Genomic DNA, 12,916 nt, shown 5'->3' on the forward strand with positions numbered 1-12,916 from the left:
TTATATTTGTCATAAAAAGCAAGAAATAGCTCAAAAAATGAAAAAAATTTACTAATTGTAGGTTGTGTGTGTATCTTGAATTGTATAATTTTTTTCGTCTGACTCTAAACTCTAAATTAATAAATGAGTTTGTTATTTTTTCTATAGTCTTTTATTTTAGCCGCATTCTTAAAAAAGCTTATTTTTTTGTTAGTGTAGCCCCCTTGTTTAAGGCAAAAATCGATTTTTGAATTTTGAGCTGCATGATAATCATGTTCACTATCTCCTACGAACAGGGCATCTTTTTTATTTATCTTAAATTTTTTTACCACATTGTTTAATACACTTGGATGAGGTTTTTTAAATTTAAAAGTGTCTCCGCCTGCTACAAAATCAAAATATTTTTTTAAATCAGATTTTTGTAATACAATTTTAGTTAACTTTTCTAACTTATTGGAACACACTGCTAGTTTATAATTTTTTTGTAATTTATTTAATAAGTTTTTAATACCAGGATAAGGCTTGGACTTTACATAAACGTTTTTTTTATAATAAGAAAAAAAATAATCATACATATCTTGTTTTTGCTGGTTACTGGCTTTTACTTTTTGCATAGCTAATGATTTTATAATATTGCCCATAATTCCCTGGCCAATAATACTTTTTACCTTGTGGTAACTAATAGTTTTATAACCAAATTTTTGCAGGGTAAGATTGTTAGCTATTAAAATATCTGTTTGAGAATCAACTAAAGTTCCATCCAAATCAAATATAATTAGCTTCTTTTTTTTTAGATCCATTACAAAAACTTAATTTTTTTGGAATCTAAGAACATAGTTATTTTTTCTTTTGGATAGTAAATTTTTTTATCTACCTCATGCAAAGTATCAATAACTAAGGAATGATTTTTAACATTCACAACATACCTTACAATATTTCCAAGAAATTCCTGGTTTTCAACCGTACCCTCAAACTCTTCCAATGATAATCCTCTTAATCCCAATGAATTGTTCTTATTTTCCAAATATAAATTTTGAGGTCTTAATAAAACAGAAGTTCCCTTTGCATCTGCACCAATGCCCTTGATTACCATTCCATTCTTGCTCGTAAAGACAGAATTTTGAAATTCTCCTTCTATTACGTTGGTTGTTCCAAGAAAATTAGCTACGAATGCATTGGTTGGATTGTTATACAAATCTACGGGTCTACCCATTTGCTGGACTATTCCTTCATTGAAAATTGCCAAGTTGGTGGACATGGCATTAGCTTCTTCTTGGTCATGGGTAACAAAAATCGTTGTGATATCTAACTTGTGATGAAGTTCTAACAATTCTTTTCTCATCTGAACTCTTAGTTTGGCATCTAAATTAGAAAGTGGCTCATCAAGAAGTAAAACTTTTGGTTTCACAACTAATGTTCTAGCCAGTGCAACTCTTTGCTGCTGTCCACCAGATAGCTGGTAAGGATATCTTTTGCTCAATCCATCCAGGTCTACTAGCTCCAAAACTTCAGCTACTCTTGTTTCTATTTCTTTGCTATTAATTTTTTTTTCTTCTAAACCAAAACTAATATTTTTATAAACAGTCATATGGGGCCACAAAGCATAGTTTTGAAAGACCATTCCCACATCTCGTTCCCATGGATTCAAACTGCTAACCTCCTGACCTCCAATAAAAACTTCTCCTGATTGAGATTTTTCAAACCCAGCAATCAATCGCAACAAAGTAGTCTTGCCACATCCTGAAGGTCCTAAAAAAGTATAAAAATCTTTATTGTCGATACTAAGATTGACGTCTTTTAAAACATGGTTTGAACCATAAGACACATTAATATTTTTTATTTCAATTATTGAATCGCTCATTAGTCTATCTTAGCCTCCATCCCTCTTTGTTTGTAGTTTTTTTCTATAATTAATTGAGAAAGATATGTTCCTGCAGTTACAATTAAAACTCCGATCACACCAAAACCAGCACCAGGACCTCTTCCTGCGGCTGTTTGCATGTAAGAATAGATTGCATAAGCTAAAGGTGCATCCGTTTCTGTAGATACCAACATAATAGTTGCTGATAACTCGACAGTGGCTGTTGAGAAACTAGTAATAAACCCTGCAAGCAATCCACCCATCATCAAAGGAATTAATATTTTTCTAAAAATCGTGGTTTTTTTTGCTCCCAATGTTTCAGCGGACTCTTCTAAATATTTGCTTATTTGCATTAAGACTGCGTTGCAAGCTCTCAAGGCATAAGGAAGTCTTCGCACAGCTAAAATAATGACAATCATAAACCACCAAGAAGCTAATGGTTTGTCATTCCATGGTAAATTAACTGAATAGAAAGTCCTTAAATAACCAATACCCAAAACAAGGCCTGGGATCGCAAGCGCGCTCATAGCAATATAATCTAAAAGCTGCCTTCCTACAAACTTCGTTCTTAAGACAATGTAAGAAATAAAAAATGCTAGCACAATATCGATCAATGCTGCAATGGAACAATACAGCATGGTGTTTTTAATAAAGACACTATTTTCAAATACAGCTTTATAGTGACTAAAAGTGAATGCGTCTGGCAAAATACTAAATGACCAAACAGTTCCAAAGGATAAAAGAGCCAAAGCAATATGGGGGGATAAAACTAAAAACAAAATAAGAAATACTACCGAATAAGCAAAAAACTTTTGATGAGGTAAAAAATTTCTTTTGACCATACCACCACCACCTTTTTGCAGCATAGAATAATCTTTTCCTCCCAGCGCTAGTTTTGCGACCCAAACCGCAGCGACTGAAGTTAATACTAAAATCACACCAATCACATAACCCATAGGATCGTTGATTCCGATAGAGGAAATTCTAAGATAGGCCTGTGGAGCTAACATATTATTTACATCTAGAAGCAAAGGCGTTCCAAGGTCATCAAATACTTTTAAAAAAACTAAACTTGCTCCCGCAATATAGCCTGGCATAGATAAAGGAAGTACAATTCTTCGAAATAAACGGAAGCCCTTAGCACCAAGAGTTTGAGCTGACTCTTCCATAGTTCGATCAATATTATTTAAGCTACTTATCAAATTAATTAAAATGAACGGAAAGTAATGTATAGATTCCACAAAAATCACTCCGTTCAGCCCTTCCATAAATGGAATTTTAAAACCAAACCATTGATCCAGCATCAAATTAACTGAGCCATTGGTACCAAAGAGGAGCTTCATAGCTACAGCTCCTACAAACGGTGGCATAATTAATGGAATAAAACCCAAACTTTGAATAAGAACGGACCCTTTAAAATTAAAACGTGCTGTAAAATAAGCCAAAGGAATAGCAAAAAATGAAGCAAGAATAACTGACATGGATGCAACATAAAAAGAATTATAAAGTGACTCTATAAAAAGAGCACTCTGAAAAAAATCATAAAAATTTAAAAAAGTAAAATGACCGTTCTGATCTAAAAAGGAAACATAAAAGACTTGAACAATAGGAACGGCTAAAAAAATAAATAAAAATAATCCAATAAAAATAGCAGTAGATTTTAAAAAAAGATTTTTAAACATAGGAAAAGACAATCACGGCCCTAACCATAAAGGTTAGGGCCGCAAGGATATATTATAGAGATTTTAACGCTTGTTCAGCCTTTTGTTTCGCTTGTTTGTAATTGCTAACAACTTGCTTATCCCATCCAGCTTCTACTTCAGCCTGACGAGTACCTGCATATTTTGATATATCTTTAGCTTTTTTTCTTTTCTTCTTAAAGATTTTATTAAAATCAGGATCGTTTGCTTTTGCTTCAGATATAGGCAACTTAGCAACTAAAGCCCTAGCATCTGCTATTAGCTTTTTAGCTTTTGGATTATTTTTATTTCCAAGAGCTTTTTCTGCTTTATAAATTGCTGACATAGTAGCTCTCAAATCATCAAGACGATAAGTGATCATTACATCAAATAAAGAATTTACAAGATTGTATCTTGATTTAGATAGCAAAACATCAAACTTAACGGCAGCACCGATAGAACTATCCTTAAATGGATTAGGAAAGTCTTTAGGAGCTTTTGAATAAGTTTTTGGATTTACTGGCAATCTTCTAATTTTTGGATCCAGAAGGATTTCTTGTCCTTGAGGAGTTAATAAAAAGTCAATAAACAGTTTTGCGTTTGCGCTATTAGGAGCATTTTTTATAACCCCAATATTAGCAGGCACCAAAGTTGTTACTGTTGGATAAACAAATCCTACAGGAAAACCACTTCCGATTGATGAGAGACCAAAAAAGTCAATTACAATTCCAATACCAAAGTCACCACTGTTCACACCATCAGGAACACCGAAGCTTCTTGCAGTAACTGTTTTGAAGTTTCCAGCAATATTTTTCATTTTAGCCCAACCTTTATTAAAACCATCTCCTTGTAATAAAGTTTCAACAGTTAAATGCGTAGTTCCTGATCTTGAAGGAGCACTCATTCCTGTGTGGCCAAAATAAATTGGTTTTGCTAAATCAATCCACTCTTTAGGAGCGGGTAATTTATTTGCCTTTAAATATCTTGTATTCCACATCATGCCGTATCCAGCTGCAGCAAATCCAGTATAAAAACCATCCGGATCATTCACAGGATAAGAACCCACTTTAGATGGAATTCCTTTCACTTTAGATGTGTATTTGGCTAATAAACTGTCCCCCTTTAAAACTTCAAACGCATCTGGTGCGGAAGCCCAAAAAAGATCTGTTCCATTATTTGATTTTGTTTCCTGAATGTATTTAATTCCAGCAGTAGTTTTTTTTCCTACAACTTCAACCGTAACACCAGGATATTTTTTTTCAAATGCTGCTTTAAATTTTCCTGAAAGATCTTTTGGAAAGGAAGTGACTACTACCACTTTTCCAGAAGCTGCGAAAGAATTTGAAGCAAACAATAAAGCAATAAAGATTGCTAATAGTTTTTTCATGTTGTCCCCTTTGTTTATTTAATGTTAAGCGTACTTTAATTAAAATTTGCGTACAATAGGAAAAGAGAAATAAGAGTAAAACAAATTCTTATTCAAAAGAGGTTCTTTTTTGTCAAAAAAGGCTAAAATATTAAAAAAAATAATTTATAACCAGTGCTTAATTTATTAATGAAAAAAAACTATTTACAAATCATAGGTTGTGGTGCCTCTCAGGGAGTTCCTACTCCAGATGGTGATTGGGGGAATTGTAAAAAAATAAAAAAAATATTAGAACTAGAAGTTCCGTTTATTTAAGTCTTAATAATTACAAAATACTGTTTGATACCTCTCCTGATTTACGATTCCAGTTATTGGCAAATAATATTACTGAAATTGATTATGTTTTTTTTACACACTCTCACGCCGATCATATATTTGGAATAAATGAATTAAGAACATTTTGGATAAAAAATAAAAAAAAATTGATATTTTTTCAACTAAGCAATGTATTTTTTATTTAAAAAAATATTTTAGTTACCTTTTTAAGAATAACAAAAATTACCCTGCTGTCTTAAAAAGCAATATAATCAAAAGCCATATCAACATTGGCAATGGTAAGGATAAAATCAGAATAGAAAGATTGGATGTGAAGCATGGATCCACCAAAACTATTGGCTACAAAATTAATAATGATATTGCATATATCCCAGATGTAAAAACTATTCCTAAAAAAACTATAAAAAAAATATTAAATATTAAATATTTAATAATAGATTGCTTTAGGACCAAAGAGCATAACTTGCATGTCAGTTTAAAAGAAACCTTGAATTATATTAATCTAATCAAGCCTGAGAAGGCTTTTTTAACTCATATGAGCAAAGATCTTGATTACAATAATTTAAAAAATAAATTAAAAAAATACAAAAATATTGAACCCTGCTACGATGGAATAAAATTTAATATCTGAATTTAGTTATGTACGAATTATTTTTTTTAATACTTGGTTTTGCTTTATCTTTCTTGTTTATCAAGTTTAAAAATAAAAATTTATTAAATAAAAATATTAGTGAAAAAAATCTTGAATCGAAAGATTTATTTAAAAATCAAAAAAAAATTTTAAATCAAATACCAGATCAAATTCTAGTAATAGATAAATTAAAAAACATAGTATTTGCAAACCAATCAGCTCTAAATAGATTTGGTGGAAATATAAAAGATTCTCATATTGCAGAAGTTATAAGAACATCTAAATTTTTAGATGGAATAGATTTTGTAATAGAAAAAAATATACCCACTGCAGTAAAAACTGAGATTCAAACTCCAACCTACCAAGCTTATGAAGCAAATATTTTTCAAGCTCCAATTTTTGAAAATGAAAGATCTATCATTATATTATTGAGAGATTTAACTGAGATTTATAAAATTCAACAAATAAAGTCAGATTTTGTTGCTAATGTTTCCCATCAATTGAGAACACCTCTTCAGTCAATTAAAATGGGACTAGAAACTATTGATGACAAAGATTCTCAAAAAAAATTCTTACCTATTATGCTTCAAGAGGCATACCGGATGGAAAATTTAATTAAAGATTTGCTAATTCTTTCTAAAATTGAGCAGCAAGAGCATATCAAACCAAAAGATATTATAAATTTAAATGAAATTATTAATTATGTAAAAAGTTCTAACAAAGAATCTCTTGATAAAAAAAATATTACTCTTGATATTGATATTCCTGAAGACGCTACAAATGTGATTGGGGACAAAGATAAGCTAATAGAGGTATTTTCTAATTTAGTTGATAATTCTATCAAATACAGTGAGCCTCAAAAAAAAATTCATGTAGAAACCTATAAAAAAAATTCTCATCAGATTGAAATTGTTTTTAAAGACCAAGGAATTGGTATACCAAAAGATCTACTTCCTCGTGTTAGTGAAAGGTTTTTTCAAGCCGATCCTAAAAAAAGCCGAGTAGTAGGTGGTACCGGCCTTGGATTGGCAATTGCAAAACATATTATCATCCAGCACAGGGGAAATCTAAGGATTGAAAGCGAAGAAGGTATTGGGTCAAAGTTTATTATCAACCTCCCTTTGGCTAGCTAAACTTAAGTGTTGTCTAAAGAATACCCGGTGCTACGCACAGTTCGTATTAAGTCTTTTTTTCCTGGTAAATTAATTGCTTTTCTTAACCTCCTTATATGAACATCCACAGTTCTCAATTCAACATTAATAGAGTTTAGCCAAACATTTTCCAACAACTGCTCTCTTGAAAAAACTCTTCTAGGATTAGTGATAAAAAAATTAATCAATCTATATTCTGTTGGGCCCAAAATAATTTGCTGACTACCCCTAGAAACTCTTTTTTGCAAACGGTCTACTTTCAAATCTTCAAAAGTAACAGAGTCTTCTATAGCTTGAGGTTTAACTCTTCTTAGCAATGCATTGATTCTTGCAACAAGTTCTGAATGACTAAAAGGCTTAACAAGATAATCGTCTGCTCCAGTATTTAATCCTAATACTTTATCTTCTTCCTGTCCCTTGGCAGTTAACATTATAATAGGGATGAATTTAAATTTTTTATCTTTTTTTAGACTCCTGCAAATTTCAATACCCGATAAATCTGGAAGCATCCAATCTAACAATATCAAATCTGGCTCTATCTTTTTTATTTCCTTTAATCCTTCTTCGCCATTGTTAGAAATAAATACTTTATAATTTTCTTTTTCTAAATTATATTTAACTAGAGTTGCAATGGAAGGCTCGTCTTCAACTATAAAAATTTTAGCCTTCATAATATAAATTATTATTTTTTGTAATAATCACCTTCTACTAAATAATAAATATTTTCTGAAATTCTTCTAATATGGTCTCCGGCTCTTTCTAAATTTTTAGCGACAAATAAAAGGTTAGTTGCAAACTCTAAATTTTTATTATCTTTTGATAAAAAGTTTAAAATTTCCTTAATGGATAAATAAGTAAGCTCATTTACATTCTCATCCAATTTAATTACTTCAATCGCACCCTCTTTTGATTTTTTAATATATGCATCTAATGTTTTGTTCAGTTGGTTTTTAACCGTATTGCCAAGACGCTTTAAACTATCTAACAATGTTTGAGACAAATCCTCAGGCAAAGGAACTATTTTTTTTGCACTTCCCTTTGCAAGATCTCCTATTCTTTCCAAGTCTTGTGAAATACGTAAAGCACTTATGGCAACCCTTAAATCAATAGCCATAGGAGCTCTCTTTACTAGTATAGTCATAATTTGGGTGTCAATTTTTGCTCTATACTCATTGATTTTTTTATCGCTTTGGACAATCCTGTCTACCGCATCTTTATCTAAAATAGTAATTGCATTCATAGAATCGGTAAGTAGCGACTCTGTTAGGCTTCCCATTTGAATTATACTATCATTTAAAAATTGAAGCTCTTCTCCGTAAGATTTTACAATATGTGTGTCATTCGTCATAAGTTTATCCAAATCTACCAGTTATGTAATCTTGTGTCATGTTATTCGTGGGATTTTTAAAAATTTGCTCAGTAGTTCCTACCTCGATTATCTTTCCCATATGAAAAAAACCTGTTTTCTGTGAAACACGAACTGCTTGGGCCATGGAGTGCGTGACGATAACAATAGTAAAAGTTTTTTTTAATTCATCAATTAGTTCTTCAATTTTTGCTGTAGCAATGGGGTCTAAAGCTGAGCAAGGCTCATCCATTAAAATAATTTCTGGATTAACAGATATTGCTCTAGCAATACAAAGCCTTTGCTGCTGACCTCCTGACAAGCTTGTTCCAGGCTCTTCTAGTCGATCTTTTACCTCATTCCACAATGCTGCTCTTTTCAAACTATTTTCTACAATTTGATCTAAATCATCTTTAGATTCGCCAATGCCATGAATTTTAGGACCATAAGATACATTTTCGTAAATACTTTTTGGGAAAGGATTTGGTTTTTGAAAAACCATTCCTACTTTTTCTCGAAGCTGAACTACATCGACGCCCGGATCGTAAATATTTTTATCATCTATTTGTATCTGACCTTCCATTCTACAAATATCAATCACATCATTCATTCTATTAATGCATCTTATAAATGTAGATTTTCCACAACCAGAAGGCCCGATTAGTGCTGTAACTTCATTTTGATTAATTTCTAAATTAATATCAAACAGAGCCTGTTTTTGTCCGTAAAAAACATTCAAATTATTTGATTTAATTTTAATTTTATTATCCATAGTTAAATCCATTTTTTCTCAAACTTTTGTCTTGCATAAACTGCTATGGAATTCATCGCAATTAAAAAACCAAGTAACATCATAATTGTTGCTGAAGTTTTTTCAACAAACCCTCTTTCAGCTGATTCTGACCACAAATAAACCTGCACTGGTAAAGAAGAAGATGGATCCATTGGGGTACCAGGTACCTGCACTACAAAGGCAACCATTCCAATTAATAGCAAGGGGGCCGTCTCTCCTAAGGCTTGCGCTAAGCCAATAATTGTACCAGACAACGTTCCTGGCATCGCCAAAGGAACCACATGGTGCATCACGGATTGAACTTTTGAAGCCCCCACTGCAAGCGCTCCTTCTCTAATAGACGGTGGAACCGCTTTTAGAGATGCCCTACATGGAATAATAATTCTTGGTAAAGTCATAAGTGCCAATGTAATTCCTCCTACCAAAGAAGTAGATCTTGGCAATTCAAAAACATTAAGAAGAATACCCAAGCCCAAAAGTCCAAACACGATCGAAGGAACTGCAGCCAAGTTATTTATATTAATCTCGATAAAATCAGTAAAAGCATTTTTAGGCGCAAACTCTTCTAAATAAACTGCAGCAAGAAGAGCTATGGGAAAAGATATAATTAAACAAACTATAATACTAAAGAATGAACCCAGCATAGCACCTCCTATACCAGCAATTTCTGGGTTTCTAGAATCTCCATTAGAAAAAAGATAATTATTAAAAATTTTACTAATTTTATTTTCTTTTAATAAAAAGTCATAAATTGTTAATTGAAAATTAGAAACTTTTCTTCTCTCTTCAGGAATATCTCTCGTGTAATTTCCTTTATGCATTTGATCTAAGTCCGATGCTGCTGTAATTTTAAAAAAAACCTTCTGGCCAATTAAATTTTTGTTAGACAGGATAAAATCTTTTACTTCATATTCAAAGTCTGAACTAAATAAGGTTAATAATTCTTTTTTTTCCTTAGTGGTTATTGCAGGATATATTTTTAAAATGTGCTGTTGGGCAAAGTCATAAAAATCTATATTTTCAAAGTCTTCCTTGCTAGGTTTTTCAGGTAAGTTTAATTTTTCTTTACTAAGATCCAGCTCCAACTGAATAGCTGTTTTAACAAACGCTCCCGATCCTTCAGAAAAAACTTTAAAAACTAAAATCCCAACAAAAAGTAAGGCAGCACATACAGATATAATTCCATAAGCTTTAAATCTTTTTTCTGCAGAATATCTTTTTTTTAATCTTTGTTCTTTAGTCATATTTTTCTCGGTATTTATTTACCGCTCGTAGAGCAATAAAATTTAAAATTAATGTCATAACAAACAAAGTTAGTCCCAAAGCAAAAGCAGCTTGTGTTTTTGCACTGGTAAATTCTTGGTCGCCAACCAAAATCATAACAATTTGTGTAGTGATGGTAGTAGTTGAATCTAGTGGATTAATAGTCAGTTTAGCTGCTAATCCTGCGGCCATCACCACAATCATAGTCTCTCCAATAGCTCTGGATACAGCCAGTAAAATTGATCCAATAATTCCTGGAAGAGCCGCTGGTAATACTACTTTTTTAATTGTTTCTGATTTCGTAGCACCCAATGCATAAGATCCTTCTCGTAGTGATTGGGGAACTGCATTGATAACATCATCTGATAATGAAGAAATAAAAGGAATGATCATTACACCCATTACCAAACCTGCAGCAAGAGCGCTCTCAGAAGAAACAGCTAACCCTAAAGATTCTCCAATAGTTTTGATAAAAGGCCCTACCGTTAAAGCAGCAAAAAAACCATACACCACCGTTGGAATTCCAGCTAAAATTTCAATAATTGGTTTTCCAAACTTCCTTACGCTAGGAGTTGCGTATTCAGCTAAGTAAATCCCAGAAAACAAACCTATCGGTACAGACACACACATTGCAATAAAAGCAATAAATCCAGTTCCAGCAAATAATGGAACCGCTCCAAAAGCCTTGCTCAATTCTTTTGCTTCTTTTGCACTTAGAGCTACTGAAGTATCGCTCACAAATGCTTTTTGTGGACTCCAGCCAAGACCAAATAAAAAATCAAAAAAATTAATTTGAGAGAAAAATTTTATACTTTCTAATAATAGTGAAAAAATAATCCCAGCAGTAGTTAATACGGCGACAACGGAACAAGAGATTAATACAATCTTAAAAATAAACTCCACACCTTCTCTTGCATGGGTATTATTTTGAATTTTCTTGTAAGCAACCAAGGCAAAACCAATAACCAGGGTTAATACTAAGACAACTTTTGCACCCTGGGCTATAGAAAGAAAATGACCATATTGTTCAGCTCCTTTTTTTATTTGCTCGCTAGCAATACCAGTAAAATTTCCGAAGTAAGATGCCTTAATTTTTTGATATATTAAATTCAGTTGATCGGGATCAATAGAGTTAATTGAAATTTTTTCTAAACCACTAATGATTAAGTATTTAACAATGAATGGTTCAAAAATAGACCATAACAAAACAATTAAGAGAGCTGGCAGCGCACACCATAAAGATAGGTAAAAACCATAAAAATGAGGTAGCGCCTTGGGTTTAAATTTTTGTGAATATGCAATTTTTTTAATTTGAGATTTTCCGAAGAAAAAGCAGGAAAAACTAAATAAGGCTATAAAAGCTAATATTAATATATTCATATTTTCCTACCCCTTAAAATATTAAGAGCCAGAAAATTTCTGGCTCTTAATCTTATTAACTAAATTACAAGCAACTAGCTTGCAAAACTTACATCTTAATGTTGGTAAGTTTCGTAGCTGAGTTTCTTGTGGTTTTATATTTGTCATTACTCAAAGGTACCAAACCAATGTCCGCTAAGTAGCCTAAATTTCCCATTGCTTTCTTGGAAGTAAATTCATTTAAGAATTCCTTAATACCAGGAACAACACCGATGTGAGCTTTTTTTACGTAGAAAAAAAGAGGTCTTGCTATTGGGTAAGAGTAATCTTGGATGCCTTCTAATGAAGGTTTTACTCCATTGATAGAGGCAGCTTTAATTTTATCTTTATTTCCAATTAAGTAACTGTAGCCAAATAATCCAAATAATTCTGGATCAGCTGCAAGCTTGTTTACAATCAAAGTATCATTTTCACCCGCTTCAATTGCCAAACCATCTTCTCTAAGTTTTGGACAACCTTTTTTTGCATCTTTTCCGGCAAGTTCTTTATAAGCTTTTGAACAACCTTTACCCATAACCAATGAGTTCCAAGCATCTCTTGTTCCTGAAGTTGGGGGAGGAACCATAATTTTAATTCCAAAATTTGGAAGTGACTTATCTATATCGCTCCATTTTTTGTAAGGATTAGCAACTATCTTTCCATTGATATCAACATCATGTGCTAAAGCTCTCCAAAGTTGCTCTTTAGTAAAATTTGCATCTTTTGCTTTTAAAGAATGTGAGAATACAATTCCGTCATTTCCTACAACAATTTCAATAATATCATTCACACCATTTTTAGCACAAAGAGCTTTTTCTTTAGATTTGATAGCTCTTGATGCATTAGTAACATCTGGATGTTGCGTTCCAACACCTGAGCAGAATAATTTCATTCCACCACCAGTACCTGTGCTTTCAACAACTGGAGTTTTAAATTTTCCGCTTTTACCAAATTTTTCAGCAACAACAGTTGTGTAAGGATACACTGTGGACGATCCTACAATTTGAATTTGATCTCTTGCTGAAGCGGCAAAAGTTATACCAAGCCCCAAAACAAGAACTGCAATAAACTTTATTTTATTCATTTGTTATTTTTCCTTTTTTTAATTGTTTAA

Annotated in this window: 14 protein-coding genes; 4 read left to right on the forward strand and 10 right to left on the reverse strand. The window is 32.1% G+C overall.

The annotated features are described in order from the left end of the window. Window positions 1-116: 116 nt before the first annotated feature. From SAR11G3_RS00850 to SAR11G3_RS00865, 4 genes are read right to left on the reverse strand one after another with little or no spacing between them, the layout of a single operon-like run. Window positions 117-779 carry an HAD family hydrolase gene (locus SAR11G3_RS00850; protein ID WP_013694827.1) on the reverse strand — a complete coding sequence of 221 codons (663 nt, stop codon included), beginning with the start codon at window positions 777-779 and terminating at the stop codon, window positions 117-119. Then, window positions 779-1,840 carry an ABC transporter ATP-binding protein gene (locus SAR11G3_RS00855; RefSeq protein ID WP_013694828.1) on the reverse strand — a complete coding sequence of 354 codons (1,062 nt, stop codon included), beginning with the start codon at window positions 1,838-1,840 and terminating at the stop codon, window positions 779-781. Before SAR11G3_RS00855 ends, SAR11G3_RS00850 begins: the two co-directional genes overlap by 1 nt. Continuing rightward, complete coding sequence (locus SAR11G3_RS00860; protein ID WP_013694829.1) at window positions 1,840-3,522, reverse strand: ABC transporter permease; 1,683 nt, start codon at window positions 3,520-3,522, stop codon at window positions 1,840-1,842. Before SAR11G3_RS00860 ends, SAR11G3_RS00855 begins: the two co-directional genes overlap by 1 nt. 52 nt (window positions 3,523-3,574) lie before the next feature. Beyond that, entirely contained in the window at window positions 3,575-4,906 is a 1,332-nt protein-coding gene (locus tag SAR11G3_RS00865; RefSeq protein ID WP_013694830.1) for an ABC transporter substrate-binding protein, read from the reverse strand. A gap of 168 nt (window positions 4,907-5,074) precedes the next feature. On the opposite strand from SAR11G3_RS00865, the gene SAR11G3_RS07635 reads away from it, so the two are divergent. The 4 genes from SAR11G3_RS07635 to SAR11G3_RS00875 are packed head-to-tail and all read left to right on the forward strand — an operon-like array spanning window position 5,075 to window position 6,985. Then, window positions 5,075-5,200 carry a hypothetical protein gene (locus tag SAR11G3_RS07635; RefSeq protein WP_013694831.1) on the forward strand — a complete coding sequence of 42 codons (126 nt, stop codon included), beginning with the start codon at window positions 5,075-5,077 and terminating at the stop codon, window positions 5,198-5,200. Window positions 5,201-5,220: 20 nt separating this feature from the next. Then, the gene (locus SAR11G3_RS07845; RefSeq protein WP_445082401.1) at window positions 5,221-5,406 is read left to right on the forward strand and encodes an MBL fold metallo-hydrolase; all 186 of its coding nucleotides are present in this window, start codon (window positions 5,221-5,223) and stop codon (window positions 5,404-5,406) included. Next, the gene (locus SAR11G3_RS06935; protein WP_255346862.1) at window positions 5,394-5,852 is read left to right on the forward strand and encodes an MBL fold metallo-hydrolase; all 459 of its coding nucleotides are present in this window, start codon (window positions 5,394-5,396) and stop codon (window positions 5,850-5,852) included. The genes SAR11G3_RS07845 and SAR11G3_RS06935 overlap by 13 nt, the downstream gene beginning before the upstream one ends. A gap of 8 nt (window positions 5,853-5,860) precedes the next feature. Beyond that, window positions 5,861-6,985 (forward strand): sensor histidine kinase, encoded by a 1,125-nt coding sequence (locus SAR11G3_RS00875; protein ID WP_013694834.1) that lies wholly within the window; start codon window positions 5,861-5,863, stop codon window positions 6,983-6,985. A gap of 2 nt (window positions 6,986-6,987) precedes the next feature. Here the strand turns inward: SAR11G3_RS00875 and phoB are convergent, their stop codons facing one another. The 6 genes from phoB to SAR11G3_RS00905 all read right to left on the reverse strand — a co-directional run bounded on the left by phoB (window position 6,988) and on the right by SAR11G3_RS00905 (window position 12,886). Further along, window positions 6,988-7,674 carry a phosphate regulon transcriptional regulator PhoB gene (gene phoB, locus SAR11G3_RS00880; protein ID WP_013694835.1) on the reverse strand — a complete coding sequence of 229 codons (687 nt, stop codon included), beginning with the start codon at window positions 7,672-7,674 and terminating at the stop codon, window positions 6,988-6,990. Between the two features lie 11 nt (window positions 7,675-7,685). Continuing rightward, on the reverse strand, window positions 7,686-8,351 hold the full coding sequence (gene phoU, locus SAR11G3_RS00885) for a phosphate signaling complex protein PhoU (RefSeq protein WP_013694836.1): 666 nt from the start codon (window positions 8,349-8,351) through the stop codon (window positions 7,686-7,688). A 4-nt stretch (window positions 8,352-8,355) separates the two neighbouring features. Continuing rightward, window positions 8,356-9,120 (reverse strand): phosphate ABC transporter ATP-binding protein PstB, encoded by a 765-nt coding sequence (pstB, locus tag SAR11G3_RS00890; protein WP_013694837.1) that lies wholly within the window; start codon window positions 9,118-9,120, stop codon window positions 8,356-8,358. A gap of 2 nt (window positions 9,121-9,122) precedes the next feature. Then, window positions 9,123-10,385 (reverse strand): phosphate ABC transporter permease PstA, encoded by a 1,263-nt coding sequence (pstA, locus tag SAR11G3_RS00895; protein ID WP_013694838.1) that lies wholly within the window; start codon window positions 10,383-10,385, stop codon window positions 9,123-9,125. Beyond that, window positions 10,378-11,784 (reverse strand): phosphate ABC transporter permease subunit PstC, encoded by a 1,407-nt coding sequence (pstC, locus tag SAR11G3_RS00900; protein ID WP_013694839.1) that lies wholly within the window; start codon window positions 11,782-11,784, stop codon window positions 10,378-10,380. Before pstC ends, pstA begins: the two co-directional genes overlap by 8 nt. Window positions 11,785-11,872: 88 nt before the next feature. Next, window positions 11,873-12,886 (reverse strand): substrate-binding domain-containing protein, encoded by a 1,014-nt coding sequence (locus tag SAR11G3_RS00905; protein ID WP_013694840.1) that lies wholly within the window; start codon window positions 12,884-12,886, stop codon window positions 11,873-11,875. Window positions 12,887-12,916 lie beyond the last annotated feature (30 nt).

Origin of the sequence: Candidatus Pelagibacter sp. IMCC9063 (assembly GCF_000195085.1) — a bacterium.
In the GTDB taxonomy this organism is placed as follows: Bacteria; Pseudomonadota; Alphaproteobacteria; order Pelagibacterales; family Pelagibacteraceae; genus IMCC9063.